This window comes from Mesorhizobium sp. M1409 (assembly GCF_040317535.1).
GTDB lineage: Bacteria > Pseudomonadota > Alphaproteobacteria > Rhizobiales > Rhizobiaceae > Mesorhizobium.
The window spans coordinates 66,071-83,557 of record NZ_JAMYKV010000029.1; the positions used below are offsets into that span (position 1 = coordinate 66,071).

Consider the following 17,487-nt stretch of genomic DNA (forward strand, 5'->3'; position numbering starts at 1 on the left):
ACGATGTCGCGTCAGGCTTGCGGTCGGGCTTCCGTCGCAATGGTGGCCGGCGGCAGGATTTCCGGCTCCAGCGGCTTCTGCTCCTCCGGCAGCTTGAGCAGCATCTTGAGCAGCCGCGCGATGGTTTCGCGCAGTTCCAGCCGCGATACCACCATATCGACCATGCCGTGCTCCATCAGATATTCGGAGCGCTGGAAGCCGTCCGGCAATTTCTCGCGGATCGTCTGTTCGATGACGCGCGGTCCGGCAAAGCCGATCAGCGCGCCGGGCTCGGCGATATGTACGTCGCCCAGCATGGCGTAGGAGGCAGTGACGCCGCCGGTGGTCGGGTTGGTCAAAACAACGATGTAGGGAAGGCCTGCTTCCTTCAGCCTGTCGACGCCGACCGTGGTCCTCGGCAATTGCATGAGCGACAAAATACCTTCCTGCATGCGGGCACCGCCGGAGGCGGCGAACAGGATCAACGGCCGCTTGCGCTGCAGGGCCGCTTCAAAGCCACGCACGATGGCGTCGCCCGCGGCCATACCGAGCGATCCGCCCATGAAGGCGAAGTCCTGCACCGTGACCACAACCGGCAGGCCCTCGACGGTCCCCAGCGCGTTGATGATCGCGTCTTCCAGGCCGGTCTTGGCCTTGGCGTCCCTCAGCCGGTCGACATAGCGCTTCTCGTCGCGGAATTTCAGCGGATCCTGCATGACCTTGGGGTTGTCCAGGGTCTCGTATTTGCCGTCATCGAAGAAGAATTTCAGCCGCTCCTTGGCCGAGATCTTCATGTGATGACCTGACGAAGGGATGACGAACTGGTTGGATTCCAGATCCTTGTGGAACACCATCTCGCCGGTCTCCGGATCCTTGATCCAGAGATTCTCGGGCATGTCGGTGCGCCGGCCGAGCATCGAATTGATCTTCGGACGAACGTAATTGGTGATCCAGTTCATCGCTTCGGCTCCTGTCCTGACGAAGAGTTAGTGCATGTCGCCCAAAAGTGGAAACCGGTTTTGGGATAACGACATGCGCAAAGCTGAGGTAGGAGAACTATTCGGCGGCAGCAAGGCGGGCCGAGCGCACACCTTGCGCAAGGCCGCTGACCAGCGTGGCGACGGCTTCGGCAGGGTCGGCGGTCTTCTCGCCTTTCGGCCCCAGCACGTTGGCCACGGCATTGACGATCGCGGTGCCGACGACGACGCCGTCGGCATTGGCGCCGATCACGCGAGCCTGCTCGGCGGTCTTGACGCCGAAGCCGACGCAGACCGGCAGGTCGGTATGGCTCTTGATGCGCTTGACCGCCGCCGCCACCTTGCCGGTGTCGGCCAGCGCCGAGCCGGTGATGCCGGTCATCGACACATAATAGACGAAGCCCGACGTGTTCTGCAGCACCTTGGGCAGGCGCTTGTCGTCGGTGGTCGGCGTCGCCAGCCGGATGAAGTTGATGCCGGCCTTGAGCGCCGGAATGCACAGTTCCTCGTCCATCTCCGGCGGCAGGTCGACGACGATTAGCCCATCGATGCCGCTGGCAATAGCATCCGTGAGGAAGCGGTCGACGCCGTAGATGTAGATCGGGTTGTAGTAGCCCATCAGCACGATCGGCGTCTCATTGTCGCCCGTCCGGAACTCCGACGCCATCTTCAGCGTCCTGACCAGCGTCTGGCCGCCTCTCAGCGCCCTGAGGCCCGCGGCCTGGATCGCCGGACCGTCGGCCATCGGGTCGGAAAACGGCATGCCGAGCTCGATGATGTCGGCGCCCGCGCCCGGCAGTGCCTTCATGATCGACAGCGAGGTGTCGTAGTCCGGGTCGCCGCCCATGAAATAGGTGACGAGCGCCGGGCGGCCTTCGGTCTTCAGCTTCGCCATGCGGCGATCGATGCGGGTCACCATGATCAGATCTCCATGCCCAGCATCGAGGCCACCGTATGCACGTCCTTGTCGCCACGACCGGACAGGTTGACGATGACGATCTGGTCCTTATCCATCCCAGGCACGATCTTCACCGCATGCGCGATGGCATGCGCCGATTCCAGCGCCGGGATGATGCCTTCGACGCGCGTCGTCAGCTTGAAGGCCTCCAGCGCCTCGTCGTCGAGAATGGGTACATATTCGACGCGGCCCGAGTCGCGCAGCCAGGAATGCTCTGGCCCAACGCCGGGATAGTCGAGACCGGCCGAGATCGAATGCCCGTCCATGATCTGGCCGTCCGCATTCTGCAGGAGATAGGTGCGATTGCCGTGCAGCACGCCGGGTTTTCCTGCATTCATCGAGGCGCAATGCTCGATGCCGTCGAGGCCGCGCCCACCGGCTTCGATGCCGATGATGCGGACCTCTTTGTCGTCCAGGAACGGATGGAACAGGCCGATGGCGTTGGAACCGCCGCCGACAGCGGCAATGATGGTGTCCGGCAGCCGGCCTTCCTGTTCGAGGATCTGCGCCCGCGCCTCGATGCCGATCACCGACTGGAAGTCGCGCACCAGCTCCGGATAGGGATGCGGTCCGGCGGCGGTGCCGATCAGGTAATAAGTATCCTCGACATTGGTCACCCAATCACGAAGGGCTTCGTTCATGGCGTCTTTCAGCGTACCATGACCGGCGGTTACCGGCCGCACTTCGGCGCCGAGCAGCTTCATGCGGAAGACATTGGGGCTTTGCCGGGCAACGTCGGTGGCCCCCATATAGACGACGCAGGGAAAGCCGAAGCGGGCCGCGACCGTGGCCGAGGCCACGCCGTGCTGGCCGGCACCGGTTTCGGCGATGATGCGCTTCTTGCCCATGCGCTTGGCCAGCAGGATCTGGCCGAGACAGTTGTTGATCTTGTGCGAACCGGTGTGGTTCAGATCCTCGCGCTTGAAATAGACTTTTGCACCACCGAGATGCCTAGTCAGTCCCTCGGCGAAATAGAGCTTCGAGGGCCGCCCGGCATAGTGGGTCGAAAGATCGGTCAGTTCAGCCCTGAAATCCGGATCATTCTTGACCTCGTTCCAGTGCCGCTCCAGGTCGAGGATCAGCGGCATCAGCGTTTCGGCAACGAAACGACCGCCAAAAATGCCGAACATGCCCTGTTCGTCGGGTCCGGTGCGGAAGGAATTGGGTGTCGCCGGCTTGTTCATCGCCGATCTCCTGGCATCTTGATGTCTTGAGCATGTCCTTGTCGCAAAACCGGTTCCCAACATGCTCTGGATTGAACCGGTCAGGCGGCGCGGTTGTCTCGCGCTGCCCTGACGGCCCGGAAAAATTGTTCGATCAGCGCCGGATCCTTGACGCCCGGCGCGCTTTCCACGCCTGAGGAGATGTCTATTCCGGGCGGGTTGGCAAGCCGAAGGGCATCGCCGATATTGGCGGCGTTGAGCCCACCGGAAAGCATGTAATCGACACCGCCGTCAAGGCCGGCAAGAATGCGCCAGTCGAAGGCAACGCCATTGCCGCCCGGCAGTTCGGAGCCTTTCGGTGGCTTGGCGTCGAACAGGAAGCGGTCGGCGATGCCGACGAACGGCTTTATCCGTTCGAGATCGGCGGCCTCGCTGAGCGGCAGTGCCTTCATCACCGACAGGCCATAGCGGGCTTTGACCTCGGCCACCCGCTCCGACGTTTCCGAGCCGTGCAACTGCAGCATATCGGGCTGCATCTTGGCAACGATTTCGTCCAGGAAGGCGTCGCTGGCATCGACGGTGACGGCAACCGCTTTGGCTTTGCCGCGCGCAGCCTCGCGCAGGCGGCCAGCCTCGGCAGGCTCGACATAGCGTGGGCTTTTCGGGAAGAAAATAAAGCCGACATGGCTGGCGCCGCCGGCCAGCGCCGCGGCCATTGCCCCGTCGGTCTTCAAGCCGCAGATCTTGATGTCGAGTGCCATGCGCGGGAATTGGCATGAAAAGCGAAAAGAGTCGAGAAAAAGCATACTGTTTGCCGGCAAGGCCAAAGGCGCTACTTATGGATGGACAAGGCGGGAGCAGGATCATGACCGAGAGAACCGTTGCCGAACTCAGGCAGAAGATTTCGCAGGCGCGCGAGGTCATCGCGCACCTGATGGACAAGGCCGCCTTCAACGGCGCCGAGGCGCACCGCGCGCTCGACTATTTCGGCAGCGATGCCTTCGACGGCAATTTTTTGCCGTGGCCGCATCATGGCGACGAGGGGTTGCGACCGGATGAACTCAACGCCGCGAATGACGATTGACGTTACTCGAACGCAATCGCCTGAAGCGCGCCGCCATTGCGCTTCAGCCAGGCCTTGCAGCGTTCGGTGTCCGGGCAAAGCTGCTCGCACAGCTTCCAGAATTTCGGACCGTGGTTCATCTCCTTGAGATGCGCAACCTCGTGCGCGACGAGGTAATTGATGACCGGCGACGGCGCCATCATGATCCGCCAGGAGAACGACAGATTGCCGTCGGAGGTGCAGGAGCCCCAGCGGCTCGACGTGTCCTTGAAGCGGACGGCCTTGGCGCGCTTGCCCAGCGCATGCGTGTGCTTGAGCACCAGCTTCTCGATCTCCTTCTTGGCCTCGCGCTTGAGAAAGTCGGCGATCCGGCGCGGCAGGTGTATGCGGTCGCCATGCACGATCAGTAGCGGGCCGCGCTCATCGCTCGACACCGTCACGGTCCCGCGGTTTGAAGGCTCGTGGACGATGCGGTGCGCCACGCCACGCACCGGGATCTTGATGCCGGGACGCACCTGCGGCCGAGCCGGGACCTTGGCCAGCCGCTGTTCCAGCCAGTCCTGATGGCGGTCGAGGAATTTTTCCACCTCGCCTCGGCGCAGGCCCGGCGGCACGGTGATGCGCAGCCCGCGACCGCCGGAATCGATGCGCAGCGTCAGCCGCCTTGCGCGGTCGTTCTCGACGATCTTGAGCGGCAGCGAGCGGCCGGCAACGATATGCTCGCGCTCTTCGGGCGCGGGCTTGGTCTTTGTCAAATTGCGGAAGAAGCCGAAAGACATGGCCGGACGATACGTGATTCGAGGAAAACGAATAGAACAAAAAAGAAACGGCGCCGCATTCGCGACGCCGTTTTTTCACGATGTGACCAGTCGCCGGGTCATTAGAGCGACGTGCGTCCAATCGGACGCACAAAGTACGCTCTAACACTTTTGAATCTACGCATCGTGCTTTCAGAAAATCGAAGTCGATTTTCGGGCCGATGCGCTAGTCGTCAAGCAGGTTCGAGCCCTTGCCACGCTTGGTGGTCGTTCCGGTGCCCGGGTCGGTCTTCGTCGGCGCCGTCGACTTGTTGCGGTTGGCCATGAAGCGGTCGAACTCGTCCTGGTCCTTGGCGCGACGCAATTCGCGGGCGTACTCGTCGAACTGGGTGAGCATCTCGTCTAGCTTGCGGCGCTCTTCGTTCAGGCGCTCAAGTTCCTTTTCGCGCCAGTCGTCGAAAGCGACGTTGCCGGTGCGGGCGGAGCCGTGACCCCAGCGCGCGGCCTTGTCGGAACCGCGGCGGCAGCCGGCGAAGATGCCGTCGGTGGCACGGTTGACGTCACGCTTGAAGCCCTCGAGGCGGTCGCCCCAGATGATGTAGGCGAGCATGGCGAAGCCGAGTGGCCAGAACACCATGAAACCGATCACCATCAACGCGATGGTTGCCGGCGTCCAGGCCGGGCGGATCAATGCGGATGTGTTCATTTTCTCCCATTCCTTCGGTTGGAGACAGCCAAGACCGGCTGCGTGGAATCGAAATGGGAAGAAGAAAACGGCGATTCAAGACAATGTCCGCCAAATCCGGACAAGCGGCTGAAATGATTGTTGCTTTTTGAGTGCTTCGAGGAAAAGCACGACCAACCCGGCGACAAGTCCCCAAAATGCCGCGCCGACGCCGAACAGCGTCAGCCCCGAAGCGGTGACGGCGAAGGTGACGGTGGCGGGTATGCGTTCGCCTTCGTCCTTCAAGGCGATCGACAAAGCATTGGCAAGCGGCGACATCAGCGCGAGACCCGCCACCAGTACGATCAGGCTCTGCGGCAGGACGGCGAAGATCGCCACCAGCGACGCGCCGAAAATGGCGAAGACGAGATAGGCGAGCGCATAGAACGGGCCGGTCTTCCAGCGCTCGGTGGGGTCCGGATGGACGTCGGGCCCGGTGCAGATCGCCGCCGAAATCGCCGCCAGATTGGTGGTCGAGCCGCCAAACGGCGCCGACAACAGCGAAAACAGGCCGGTGACGCCGATCAGCGGGCCTGGCTCCGGGTGATAGCCGGCGGCGCGCAGCACGGCGAGGCCGGACAGGTTCTGTGAAGCCATGGTGACGAGATAGAGCGGCAGCGCCAGGCCGATGATCGCGGCGGCGCTGAACTGCGGCGCGATCAGCGTCAGCGTCGATAGTTCCAGTGTCGGCAGGCCGCCGACGCGGCCGGTGAGAAATGCCGCGAGGCCGCCGCCGATCAGCACGACCAGCACCGACACCGCCGGATTGAACAGCCTGATGACGAAAAAGGCCGCGATCAGCGGCAGGATCAGCCAGGGATCGGCGGGGATGGCCTTGACCGCGTTGATGGCGAAGCTGACGAGGATGCCGGCCAGCATGCCGGATGCCACCGACGCCGGTATCCTGGCGATCAGCCGCGTCAGCGGTCCGAACAGGCCGGTGGCGATCAACAGGATGCCGGTGACGATGAAGGCGCCGACCGCCTCGTTCATCGAAAAGCCGCTCGATGCGGCGATCAGCGCCAGGCCCGGCGTCGACCATGCGGTGATGACCGGCATCTTCGTGCGCCAGGACAGCCACAGGCACTCGATCGCCATGGCCAGGCAGATGGCGGTAACGCCGCTCGCCGTCTCGATCTGCGTCGCGCCGACCGCCTTGGCGGCGGCAATGACGATGGCCAGCGTGCCGCCGAAGCCGACGATGGCCGCGACGAAGGCGGATATCGGAATGGAAAGGCGCATCAGTTTCCCCTTTGTGCCATCGTGTCTACGGCCCGCACCAGCATGTCGAGATCCTGCGGCCGCGACAGGCGGTGGTCGCCATCGGGGATCAGCGACAAGGTCACGTCGTCGGCCGGCAGCAGGCTGACCAGCTTCAGCGCATGGCTTGTCGGCACGTCCGTATCGGCCAGCCCCTGCAGGATGTGCACCGGGCAATGGGTGTCGATCGGGCCCGTCATCACCCTGTTGTCGCGCCCATCCTCGATCAGGGCGCGTGTGTAGATGTAGGGCTCGGCGGAATAGTCCGACGGCTCCTCGAAGAAGCCTTTTTTGGCGAGGTCGCGTTTCTGCGACTTGGTCAGCACCGGTTCGACCAGTTCAGCGGTAAAGTCTGGCGCCGGCGCCAGCAGCACCAGGCCGGAGACGTTGCTGTCGCCCGCCTTGCGCAATTCCTGCACCATGCGCAGCGCAATCCAGGCGCCCATCGAGGAGCCGACCAGGATCTGCCGGCCCTTGGTGAAATGCCGGAACACGGCAAGGCTTTGCGCAAGCCATGTCGAAATCGTGCCGTCGGCAAAGGCGCCGCCGGATTCGCCATGGCCGGAATAATCATGGCGCAGGAACGCGCGGCCTTCCCTTGCCGCCCAGTCCGACAGCGTCTGCGCCTTCGTGCCCAGCATGTCCGACTTGTAGCCGCCGAGCCAGACGATGCCGGGGGCGGAGCCAGCAGTATGGCGCACCGCGATGCGCGATCCATCGATATCCAGAAAGAGTGGGGGCGTGACAGTCATGGCTTTTTCCTCAACGTCGGTCTTGTGGCACAGCCAGCGGCGAGGCGGAAAGTGCTCGCGATGTTCTTTGTTTGGTGCAGGGCAGCGATCAGGGTGATTTTCTGTCAATGCTGTGCTATTGACTCCGCCCGCGCGCTCACCACATTGACGCGTCACGCATCAACACTGACAAACCCTGAACGAAACGGCCAAGGAGACCACGACCATTCGCAGACCTTTCAAAGCAGCGGCGCCGACCAAGGATGGCCCGCGCTCCAACCGTGATATCCGGGTTCCCCGGGTCCAGCTTATCGACGCCGAAGGCCAGAACCGCGGCGATGTTTCCATCAACGACGCATTGCTGCTCGCCGAAGAGGCTGGGCTCGATCTCGTCGAGATATCGCCCAATGCGGTGCCCCCCGTCGTCAAGATCCTCGATCTCGGCAAGTTGAAATACGCCAACCAGAAGAAGGCGGCCGAGGCGCGCAAGAACCAGAAGGTCATCGAGATCAAGGAGATCAAGATGCGCCCGAACATCGACAGCCATGATTACGAGACCAAGATGAAGGCGGTTCGCCGCTTCTTCGAGGAAGGCGACAAGGTCAAGCTGACGCTGCGGTTCCGTGGCCGCGAGATGGCGCATATGGAACTCGGCATGCAGCTTCTGAACAAGGTCCGCGAGGAAGTGGCGACCATCGCCAAGGTCGAGGCGGAACCGAAGCTCGAAGGCCGCCAGATGATGATGGTGCTGTCGCCGCGCTAAGGTGTGCTGAGCAACACACCTGAGACGCGATGGCGTCAGGCTTGGTATCGCGCTTAAATCCGCCTGAATTACATCCCAAGGCGTCCCGGCGATCGGCGGGACGCCTGTTTTCTTGGCAGAGGCTGGGATCGCCGGTTCTTTTTTATGCATGTCGTCTTCCCAAAGCCGGGGCCACTTTGGGTGACATGACATGCATCGGGCTCTTCGACGATCGGATTCCAACCTTGGACAAAGAACTCAAATACGGGCTGGGTAACTACCAGCATACGCGCCGGATGGTGCTCGCCGGGCTCGTGGCGGTGCTGTTCGCGGCGCTGTTGTTTGGCCAATCGACGTTTCCGCCCGACACGCCGGTGCATGAGTCGATTGAAATGTTCGGCGTGCTGCTGATTTTCCTCGGCATCGTCGGGCGCCTTTGGTCGACGCTCTACATAGGTGGGCGCAAGGCTTCCGAGGTGGTGACCGGCGGGCCCTACTCGATCACCCGCAACCCCCTTTATGTGTTCTCGACCGTGGCCGCGGCCGGTGTCGGCGCCCAGATCGGCTCATTCTCCGGCATCATCTTGTTCGCGGTGCTGTGCGCGGGCGCCTTCCATATCGTCATCCTGCGCGAGGAGAAATTCCTCAAGGAAGCGCTTCCCGCCACATATCAGGCCTATCTGGCGAGAGTGCCGCGCTTCTTCCCGAAGCTTTCCCTCTACCAGGAGGGTGATACCGGCAGCTTCAAGCCGCGTCTGCTGTTGACCACGCTGCTCGACGGCCTGGTGTTCCTCGTCGCGCTGCCGGCCTTCGAGCTGATCGATGGCGCCCAGCAGTCGGGCATGTTGCCGGTGCTGTTCCGGCTGCCCTGACTCAAGGGCAGAGCCGCATCTCTACAGGTGTTGCACAGCAGCCGGCTTTGACGTATAGGACCGCCGTTCAAGAAAACCGCCCGGCAGGGCATGCCGTGGCGGTTTCATTTGCTTTTCGGGCTTTGGTCGGCCCGAAGCGAACAAGACAAGAGGCGTGGAGTGCCGGAGGCACGACAGGGACCTCATAGAAACGGAGTAGCAAAATGCCCAAGATGAAGACCAAGTCCGCTGCAAAAAAGCGGTTCAAGATCACAGGTACGGGTAAAGTCCTGTCGGCTGCGGCCGGCAAGCGTCACGGCATGATCAAGCGTTCCAACAAGTTCATTCGAAATGCCCGCGGCACGATGGTTCTGGCTGAACCGGATGGCAAGAAGGTCATCAAGAATTTTCTGCCGAACGGCCTCTAAGGCGTGATGCCAAAAAGTTGCAGACTTTTTGGATAACATCCCGCTCAAATAAGGCATTCGGTCCGGACACGCATTTGTTTTACGCAATTCCGAACGGAAAACCGCAAGGGCACTTTTCCTGGAATTGCTTTTAAGGAGATCATGACATGGCACGCGTAAAGAGAGGCGTCACCTCGCACGCCAAGCACAAGAAGGTCCTGAAAGCCGCAAAAGGCTTCTACGGCCGCCGCAAGAACACCATCCGCATCGCCAAGCAGGCGGTGGAAAAGTCGCTGCAGTACGCTTACCGCGACCGCAAGAACCGCAAGCGCTCGTTCCGCGCGCTGTGGATCCAGCGCATCAACGCGGCGACCCACGAGCATGGCCTGACCTACGGCCGCTTCATCGACGGCCTCAACAAGGCCGGCATCGAGATCGATCGCAAGATCCTGTCGGACATGGCCATCCATGAGCCGCAGGCTTTCGCAGCCCTGGTCGCCAAGGCCAAGGTGGCGCTCGAATATCTGAAGAACACCACGCCGAACGCTTTTGAAAGCGCTGTCGCCTAAGACCAGCGCTTCCCAAGCATTCGCAATTCTGATTTGGGGAACCCGCGCTGGCACGGCTGGCGCGGGTTTTTCTTATACCTGATGTAACCAAAATGGTGACGACGAACCAAAATGGTGCCGGTCGCCCGATCGAGAGAGTTTCGCCGTGAACGACACAGCCGGAAATCTTGAAGCCCTGGAGGCCTCGCTGCTTGCCGACATCGCATCGGCCTCCGACGAGGCCTCGATCGAGGCCGTGCGCGTCGCGGCTCTTGGCAAGAAGGGTTTCATCTCCGAAATGTTGAAGACGCTCGGCGCCATGACCGCCGAGGAGCGCCAGTTGAAGGGCCCGGCCATCAACGGCCTCAAGAACCGCGTCACCGATGCCCTGACGGCCCGCAAGGCCGAGCTCAGGGATGTGGCGATCACAGCCCGCCTGGCCGCTGAAAAGGTCGACGTGACGCTGCCGGTGCGGCAGTCGCCGGCTGAGCGCGGCCGCATCCATCCGATCAGCCAGGTCATCGACGAGATCGCGGCGATCTTCGGCGATCTCGGTTTCTCCATAGCCGAAGGTCCGGATATCGAGAGCGATTACTACAATTTCACCGCGCTGAATTTCCCCGAAGGCCATCCGGCGCGCGAGATGCACGACACCTTCTTCTTCCAGCCGGACGAAAAGGGCGAGCGCAAGCTTTTGCGCACCCACACCTCACCCGTGCAGATCCGCACCATGGAGACGAAGAAGCCGCCGATCCGCATCGTCATTCCGGGTAAGACCTATCGTCAGGATTCCGACGCTACCCACTCGCCGATGTTCCATCAGGTCGAGGGGCTGGTGATCGACAAGACGGCCAATGTCGCGAACATGAAGTGGGTGCTGGAGGAGTTCTGCAAGGCCTTCTTCGAGGTGCCGCAGGTCAAGATGCGCTTCCGGCCATCCTTCTTTCCGTTCACCGAGCCCAGCCTCGAGGTCGACATCCAGTGCGACCGCTCGCGGCCCGGCGAGGTGCGCTTCGGCGAAGGCTCCGACTGGATGGAGATCCTCGGCTGCGGCATGGTGCATCCCAACGTGCTGCGCCATGGCGGGCTCGATCCGGACGAGTATCAGGGCTTTGCCTGGGGTATGGGCATCGACCGCATCGCCATGCTGAAATACGGCATGCCGGACCTGCGCGCCTTCTTCGACGCCGATGTCCGCTGGCTGTCGCATTACGGCTTCCGGCCGCTCGACATGCCGACCTTGTTCGGAGGCCTAAGCGCATGACAGCGCCGCACACCGGCGGCTGCCGTTGCGGCGCCGTGCGGTTCGAGGCTTCGGCCGAACCGCATCACGTCAGCTATTGCCATTGCGGCGATTGCCGGCGGGCGAGCGGCGCGCCGGTATCGGCCTTTGTCGGCTTCCTGGCCGGTCAGGTCGCGTTCACCGGCAAGGCGCTGAAGATGTTCGAGAACGGCCCGGTGACGCGCTCCTTCTGCGGCACCTGCGGCTCGCCCATCGCCTATGTCGACGAGCGGCTGGAGGATGACATCTATTTCATGCTCGGCGCCATGGACATGCCGGCCGATTTCAAGCCGACGCTGCATGCCTATGTCAGCGAGCAGCTTCCCTTCCTGCATATGTCCGACGACTTGCCGAGACATCTGAAATCAAGCGTCAAAAGACCAGACGGAACAGTCCAATGAAATTCACCCTTTCCTGGCTCAAAGATCATCTCGAGACCGACGCCTCGCTCAGCGAGATCGTCGAGCGGCTGACCTCGATCGGCCTCGAAGTCGAGCATGTCGACGACAAGTCGAGCCTGAAGCCGTTCGTCATCGCCAGGGTGCTGACGGCGGTGCAGCACCCCGATGCCGACCGGCTGCGCGTGCTCACCGTCGACACCGGCGACGGCAAGGCACCGGTGCAGGTCGTCTGCGGCGCGCCCAATGCACGCGCGGGCCTGATCGGCGCCTTTGCCGCGCCCGGCACCTACGTGCCCGGCATCGACGTGACGCTGACGGTCGGCAAGATCAGGGGTGTCGAAAGCCACGGCATGATGTGTTCCGAGCGCGAGCTGGAACTGTCCGACGAGCACCACGGCATCATCGACCTGCCCCAGGATGCGCCTGTCGGCACCAGCTTCGCTGCCTACGCGCATCTCGACGATCCGGTCATCGAGATCAACCTGACGCCGAACCGGCCGGACGCCACCAGCGTCTACGGCATCGCCAGGGATCTGGCGGCGAGTGGACTTGGCCGTCTCGTCGGCGGCGCTATCATGCCCCATGTCGGCAACGGCATGTGCCCGGTCAAGGTGACGATCCTAGCGCCGGAACTCTGCCCCGGCTTCGCGCTGCGGCTGGTCAAGGGCGTCAAGAACGGCCCGTCGCCGAAATGGCTGCAGCAGCGGCTGATCGCCATTGGTCTCAGGCCGATCAGCGCGCTGGTCGACATCACCAATTACGTCACCTTCGACCGCGGTCGGCCCCTGCATGTGTTCGACGCCAGCAAGGTCGCCGGCAATCTGACCGTGCGGCGGGCGCACAATGGCGAAAAGGTGCAGGCGCTCGACGGTCGCGAATATACGCTGACGCCGGAGATGTGCGTCATATCAGATGAAGACGGCGTCGAATCGATCGCCGGCATCATGGGCGGCGAGCACTCGGGCTGCGACGAGAACACGTCGGACGTGCTGATCGAATCCGCCCTTTGGGATCCGATCACCACGGCGCGCACCGGCCGCACGCTCGGCATCATCACCGATGCGCGCTACCGCTTCGAACGTGGCGTCGATCCTGAATTCATGGTGCCCGGCGTCGAGCTGGCGACCAGGCTGGTGCTCGATTTCTGCGGCGGCACGCCGACGGAGATCGAAGTGGCCGGCTATGCGGGCCACACGCCCAAGATCGTCTCCTTCCCGCTTTCGGAAGTGAAGCGGCTGACGGGCATCGAGGTGGCGAAGGCGGAAAGCCTCGACATCCTGTCGCGCCTCGGCTTCAAGCCCGAGGGGTCGGGCGATACCGTCAACGTCGCCGTGCCGTCCTGGCGCCCCGATGTGGACGGCAAGGCCGATCTGGTCGAGGAGGTGATGCGTATCCACGGCGTCGACAACATCGCCCCGCAGCCGCTCGGTGCGCATGACGCGGTCAACGCAAGGATACTCACCACGCTGCAGGTCCGCACCCGCACGGCCAAGCGCGCGCTTGCCGTGCGCGGTATGATGGAAGCCGTCACCTGGTCGTTCATTCCGGCCAAACACGCCGAACTGTTCGGTGGCGGCCAGACGGCATTGAAACTCGCCAACCCGATCGCCGCCGATATGTCCGACATGCGGCCGTCGCTGCTGCCGGGGCTGATTGCCGCTGCCCAGCGCAATGCCGACAGGGGCATCGGCGACGTGGCGCTGTTCGAAGTCTCTGGCACCTACGAAGGCGACGGCGCCGACCAGCAGCGGCGCGTTGCTGCCGGCGTACGCCGTGGCACCGCTAAGCTCGACGGCTCCGGCCGCAACTGGGCCGGCAATTCGAGCCCGGTCGGCGTGTTCGACGCCAAGGCCGATGCCATCGCCGCGCTCGAAGCCTGCGGTGCGCCGGTCGAGCGGCTGCAGATCGAGGCGGGCGGTCCGGCCTGGTATCATCCCGGCCGTTCCGGCACGATCAAGCTCGGCCCGAAAACCGTGCTCGGCACGTTCGGTGAATTTCACCCGAAGGCGCTTGAGGGCCTCGATGTTTCCGGGCCGCTCTGCGGCTTCGAAGTGTTCGTCGATGCCGTGCCCGAGCCCAAGGCCAAGCCGACGAAGACCAAGCCGACGCTCGAGCTCTCCGCCTTCCAGATGGTCAAGCGCGACTTCGCTTTCGTCGTAGACAAGACCGTCGAGGCCGGCACGCTGGTGCGCGCGGCGCTCGCCGCCGACAAGAAGCTGGTATCAGGCGTTTCGGTCTTCGATATTTTCGAAGGTGCCTCGCTTGGAGCGGGCAAGAAGTCGATCGCCATCGAAGTTTCGATCCAGCCGGTCGAGAAGACGTTGACCGACGAGGATTTCGAGGCGCTGGCCAAGCGCATCGTCGACAATGTCGGCAAGCAGACCGGCGGCGTTCTGCGCGGGTAGAGTAATTCCAGGAAAACTGCGTAGCGATTTTCCAATGGAAAGCGCATAGCGCTTTCCCTTGGGAATTGCGCAGGAACCAAGACTTGCAGGCAGGTGGCGAATCGCCCTCCAAGGGGCGATGGACCATCTGCGCTATTCCGGCCTTCCTTTCGAAACGCAACGCACGGCGTTTCTTGAGATCGTCTCGGCTGATCCGCTTGTTCGCGAAGCGCTGACGCATGCCCGCGCGCTTGGTCTTGCCGACTGGCTGGTCGTCTCCGGCGCGCTCTACAACTCTGTCTGGAACCATCTGACCGGCAAGCCGTCGGGCTACGGCATCAAAGATGTCGACCTGTTCTATTTCGATGACAGCGACCTGTCCTATGAGGCGGAGGACGCGGTGATCCGCCGGGCGGCGGTGCATTTCGAAGGGCTGCGGCTGCCGGTCGAGGTGCGCAACCAGGCACGGGTGCATCTGTGGTATCCGCTCAAGTTCGGGCAACACTGTCCGCGCTATTCGAGTTCCAGCGAATCCGTCAGCTATTTCGCGTCGAAGACCCATGCGGTCGGTGTCCGATACGATGCGGACGGTCCGCTCGATCTGGTTGCGCCGTTCGGGCTCGACGACATCTTCTCGTTCCGCATCGTGCCGAACCGGGTGTTGGACAACCAACGGACGCATGAGGTGAAGGGCGCGCGGGCAAGGGAGCACTGGCCGGAGATTTCGGTGGTGCCTTGGTAGTGATGCCGAAGCAAAGACGTCGGCGCGAGGCACCCCCCTCTGGCCTGCCGGCCATCTCCCCCGCAAGGAGGGAGATTGGCAGCTTCGGCCTGGTCGCTCCTCCTGCAACCTTGGCGATTGGCGAAAGCAGCAACGGCATCCGATCTCCCCCCTTGCGGGGGAGATGTCCGGCAGGACAGAGGGGGGTATTTCGCGCTGACTTCTCGCAACCTTCGCTGTCACGTTCGCATGAAAAAGGGGCGCCGAAGCGCCCCCTCCAACGGTGACCTGACTCACCCATTCACCAGCGCCAGCAACTCCTCCGTATAGCGCTTGCCCACGACCTTGTCCGGCGAGAGCGCATCGCCGATGGCCGCCACCTCGGCTACGCTCAGCTCGATCCCGGCCGCTGCCGTGTTCTGCTCCAGATGATGGATTTTTCGCGCGCCGGGGATCGGCACGATGAAATCGCCCTGGTGCAGCACCCAGGCCAGCGCCAGCTGCGCCGAGGTCACGCCCTTTTCAGCCGCCAGCTCTTCCAGCGTGGCGATGACGGCAGCGTTGGCGGCCATGGCGTCCGCCTGGAAGCGCGGCAGGCCACGGCGCCAGTCGTCGTCGCTCAAAGCCTCGGGCTTGGCGATCGTTCCGGTGAGCAGGCCACGGCCGAGCGGGCTGTAGGGAACAAAGCCGATGCTGAGTTCGCGGCAGACGGCGAACACCTCGTCTTCCGGGTCGCGGCTCCACAGTGAATATTCGCTCTGCACGGCAGCGATCGGATGCACGGCATGGGCCCGCCGGATGGTCGCGGCACTCGCTTCCGACAGGCCGAGCGCGCGCACTTTGCCCTCGCGCACCAGTTCGGCCATGGCGCCGACTGTATCCTCGATCGGCACGTTGGGGTCGACGCGGTGCTGGTAGTAGAGGTCGATGACGTCGGTGCCCAGCCGCTTCAGCGAAGCCTCGGCGACGGCCTTGACGTGCTCGGGACGGCCGTCGACGCCGGCCATGCGGTCGATGCCGGTGCCTTCTTCCAAAATCTTGAAGCCGAATTTTGTCGCGATGGTCACCTTGTTGCGCACCGGTTTCAGCGCTTTGCCGAGCAGAATCTCGTTCTCGTAGGGGCCATAGACTTCCGCCGTGTCGAAGAAGTTGACGCCGATCTCGACGGCGCGGTGCAGGGTGGCGATCGCGTCGACTTCCGCCTGGCCGCCATAGGCGAAGCTCATGCCCATGCAGCCGAGGCCGACCGGGTAGACGTTCAATTCAGTTCCAAGCTTGCGGGTTTGCATCACGCGTCTCCTTGTTGTGATGCGACAAAAATAGCGCCTTGCCCTATGTTCGATAATCGTCGCTCGGCCGCACGGCCTGTACTAAAAGATAGATCAATGAATCGAGCCCATCTCTCACAACTCGCGGTGCTGGCGACCGTCGCCCAATGCGGCAGCTTTCGCGGCGCCGCGAGGGAACTGGCCATCGCGCCGTCGGCGGTCAGCCATGCGGTGTCCAGCCTCGAGGCGCGGCTTGGCGTTCGCCTTCTGTCGCGCAGCACGCGCAGCGTTGCGCCCACCGAAGAGGGTGCGCAATTGCTGGAGCGGCTGCGGCCGGCGCTGTCGGAGATCGACCTGGCGCTGGAGACGGCTGTCGAGGCGCGTGACCGGCCGGCGGGTAATCTCAGGCTGACCGTGCCCCGCACCGCCGCACAGCTCACATTGGCGCCACGGCTGGGCGCCTTTGCCCAGGCCTTTCCCGATATCGTGCTGGAGATCGTCGTCGAGGATCGCTTCACCGATGTGGTCGAAGGCGGCTTCGATGCCGGGGTGCGGCTCGGCGAAAGCCTGCAGCGCGACATGATCGCGGTGCGGATCGGGCCATCGATCCGGGGTGCCGTGGTTGCCGCTCCTTCCTATTTCGAGACCATGCCCAAACCGCGCCATCCGCACGATCTCGCCGATCACCGCTGCATCCGCTTCCGCTTCTCCAGCGGCATCCTCTACCGCTGGGAGTTCGAGAAGGACGGCGAGGAGATCGAAATCTCCGTCGAGGGTCCGCTGATCGTCGGCGAGGACCATCTGATCGCGCAGGCAGCGGTCGACGGCGCCGGGCTCGCCTTCGTCTTCGAGGACTATGTCCGTGCCCCGCTGGCCGACGGCAGGCTGATCCGCGTGCTGGAGGACTGGTGCCCCTCTTTCGATGGCTTCTTTGTCTATTATCCGAGCCGACGCCAGATGCGGCCAGCGCTCAGGGCGTTTGTCGATTTCTTCAAGGTGAGTGGGTAGAGAGCGGCGGCGCAATCGTCTCCGTTTGGGGGGTATGCCTAGCCAAGGCTGGCGCCGCCCCTCACCTGCCTGCCGGCATCCTCTCCCCGTAAAACGGGGCGAGGGACGCCTTATCGATGATTTCGCCAGTCGCCGACGTCGCAAGGATTGCGCCGGCGTCGCGGCCAGCTTCTTTCACCCCGTTTACGCAGGGCTGTCCGGGGAAAGTTTTGAGTGAATCGAAATGCCGCATGTGCATGCCCCGTAAAACGGGGTTTGTCCG

At 63.1% G+C, this 17,487-nt stretch carries 20 protein-coding genes; 10 read left to right on the forward strand and 10 right to left on the reverse strand.

The features are described from left to right. Positions 1 to 11: 11 nt before the first annotated feature. The 4 genes from accD to NKG99_RS21705 form a co-directional block, all read right to left on the reverse strand. Positions 12 to 938, reverse strand: coding sequence for an acetyl-CoA carboxylase, carboxyltransferase subunit beta (gene accD / locus NKG99_RS21690; protein WP_352870661.1), 927 nt, complete (start codon positions 936 to 938; stop codon positions 12 to 14). 97 nt (positions 939 to 1,035) lie between these two features. Continuing rightward, positions 1,036 to 1,875 (reverse strand): tryptophan synthase subunit alpha, encoded by an 840-nt coding sequence (gene trpA, locus NKG99_RS21695; protein WP_352870662.1) that lies wholly within the window; start codon positions 1,873 to 1,875, stop codon positions 1,036 to 1,038. 2 nt (positions 1,876 to 1,877) lie between these two features. Next, on the reverse strand, positions 1,878 to 3,098 hold the full coding sequence (gene trpB / locus NKG99_RS21700) for a tryptophan synthase subunit beta (protein ID WP_352870663.1): 1,221 nt from the start codon (positions 3,096 to 3,098) through the stop codon (positions 1,878 to 1,880). Positions 3,099 to 3,178: 80 nt separating this feature from the next. Further along, positions 3,179 to 3,838 carry a phosphoribosylanthranilate isomerase gene (locus tag NKG99_RS21705; RefSeq protein ID WP_352870664.1) on the reverse strand — a complete coding sequence of 220 codons (660 nt, stop codon included), beginning with the start codon at positions 3,836 to 3,838 and terminating at the stop codon, positions 3,179 to 3,181. 104 nt (positions 3,839 to 3,942) lie between these two features. Here NKG99_RS21705 and NKG99_RS21710 point away from each other — a divergent pair, with 104 nt between their 5' ends. Then, complete coding sequence (locus NKG99_RS21710; RefSeq protein WP_352870665.1) at positions 3,943 to 4,161, forward strand: hypothetical protein; 219 nt, start codon at positions 3,943 to 3,945, stop codon at positions 4,159 to 4,161. Positions 4,162 to 4,163: 2 nt separating this feature from the next. Here NKG99_RS21710 and NKG99_RS21715 read toward each other — a convergent pair whose 3' ends face one another. From NKG99_RS21715 to NKG99_RS21730, 4 genes are all read right to left on the reverse strand, one after another. After that, positions 4,164 to 4,919: a M48 family metallopeptidase gene (locus tag NKG99_RS21715; protein ID WP_352870666.1), complete on the reverse strand. Its 756-nt coding sequence runs from the start codon at positions 4,917 to 4,919 to the stop codon at positions 4,164 to 4,166. A 205-nt stretch (positions 4,920 to 5,124) separates the two neighbouring features. After that, positions 5,125 to 5,604, reverse strand: a complete 480-nt coding sequence (locus tag NKG99_RS21720; protein WP_352870667.1) for a DUF2852 domain-containing protein — start codon at positions 5,602 to 5,604, stop codon at positions 5,125 to 5,127. Between the two features lie 75 nt (positions 5,605 to 5,679). Then, positions 5,680 to 6,864 (reverse strand): benzoate/H(+) symporter BenE family transporter, encoded by a 1,185-nt coding sequence (locus tag NKG99_RS21725; RefSeq protein ID WP_352870668.1) that lies wholly within the window; start codon positions 6,862 to 6,864, stop codon positions 5,680 to 5,682. Next, on the reverse strand, positions 6,864 to 7,634 hold the full coding sequence (locus tag NKG99_RS21730) for an alpha/beta hydrolase (RefSeq protein WP_352870669.1): 771 nt from the start codon (positions 7,632 to 7,634) through the stop codon (positions 6,864 to 6,866). The genes NKG99_RS21725 and NKG99_RS21730 overlap by 1 nt, the downstream gene beginning before the upstream one ends. Positions 7,635 to 7,839: 205 nt before the next feature. Between NKG99_RS21730 and infC the strand changes: the two genes are divergently transcribed. The 8 genes from infC (at position 7,840) to NKG99_RS21770 (ending at position 14,970) form a co-directional block, all read left to right on the forward strand. Then, positions 7,840 to 8,376 carry a translation initiation factor IF-3 gene (gene infC / locus NKG99_RS21735; RefSeq protein WP_013528312.1) on the forward strand — a complete coding sequence of 179 codons (537 nt, stop codon included), beginning with the start codon at positions 7,840 to 7,842 and terminating at the stop codon, positions 8,374 to 8,376. A 224-nt stretch (positions 8,377 to 8,600) separates the two neighbouring features. Beyond that, complete coding sequence (locus tag NKG99_RS21740) at positions 8,601 to 9,227, forward strand: methyltransferase family protein (protein WP_352870670.1); 627 nt, start codon at positions 8,601 to 8,603, stop codon at positions 9,225 to 9,227. Between the two features lie 203 nt (positions 9,228 to 9,430). Beyond that, positions 9,431 to 9,634, forward strand: coding sequence for a 50S ribosomal protein L35 (gene rpmI, locus NKG99_RS21745; protein ID WP_006201248.1), 204 nt, complete (start codon positions 9,431 to 9,433; stop codon positions 9,632 to 9,634). A 146-nt stretch (positions 9,635 to 9,780) separates the two neighbouring features. After that, complete coding sequence (gene rplT, locus NKG99_RS21750) at positions 9,781 to 10,182, forward strand: 50S ribosomal protein L20 (RefSeq protein ID WP_006201247.1); 402 nt, start codon at positions 9,781 to 9,783, stop codon at positions 10,180 to 10,182. A 145-nt stretch (positions 10,183 to 10,327) separates the two neighbouring features. Beyond that, the gene (gene pheS / locus NKG99_RS21755; RefSeq protein ID WP_352870671.1) at positions 10,328 to 11,425 is read left to right on the forward strand and encodes a phenylalanine--tRNA ligase subunit alpha; all 1,098 of its coding nucleotides are present in this window, start codon (positions 10,328 to 10,330) and stop codon (positions 11,423 to 11,425) included. Further along, positions 11,422 to 11,844, forward strand: a complete 423-nt coding sequence (locus tag NKG99_RS21760; RefSeq protein ID WP_352870672.1) for a GFA family protein — start codon at positions 11,422 to 11,424, stop codon at positions 11,842 to 11,844. The genes pheS and NKG99_RS21760 overlap by 4 nt, the downstream gene beginning before the upstream one ends. Further along, entirely contained in the window at positions 11,841 to 14,249 is a 2,409-nt protein-coding gene (gene pheT / locus NKG99_RS21765; RefSeq protein ID WP_352870673.1) for a phenylalanine--tRNA ligase subunit beta, read from the forward strand. The genes NKG99_RS21760 and pheT overlap by 4 nt, the downstream gene beginning before the upstream one ends. 118 nt (positions 14,250 to 14,367) lie before the next feature. Then, positions 14,368 to 14,970: a nucleotidyltransferase family protein gene (locus NKG99_RS21770; protein ID WP_352870674.1), complete on the forward strand. Its 603-nt coding sequence runs from the start codon at positions 14,368 to 14,370 to the stop codon at positions 14,968 to 14,970. A gap of 272 nt (positions 14,971 to 15,242) precedes the next feature. On the opposite strand, the gene NKG99_RS21775 is transcribed toward NKG99_RS21770, so the two are convergent. Further along, positions 15,243 to 16,238, reverse strand: a complete 996-nt coding sequence (locus NKG99_RS21775; protein WP_352870675.1) for an aldo/keto reductase — start codon at positions 16,236 to 16,238, stop codon at positions 15,243 to 15,245. Positions 16,239 to 16,334: 96 nt separating this feature from the next. Here NKG99_RS21775 and NKG99_RS21780 point away from each other — a divergent pair, with 96 nt between their 5' ends. Further along, the gene (locus NKG99_RS21780) at positions 16,335 to 17,225 is read left to right on the forward strand and encodes a LysR family transcriptional regulator (RefSeq protein ID WP_352870676.1); all 891 of its coding nucleotides are present in this window, start codon (positions 16,335 to 16,337) and stop codon (positions 17,223 to 17,225) included. A 61-nt stretch (positions 17,226 to 17,286) separates the two neighbouring features. Here the strand turns inward: NKG99_RS21780 and NKG99_RS21785 are convergent. After that, on the reverse strand, positions 17,287 to 17,487 hold a 201-nt coding region (locus NKG99_RS21785; protein WP_352870677.1), incomplete at its 5' end, for a hypothetical protein.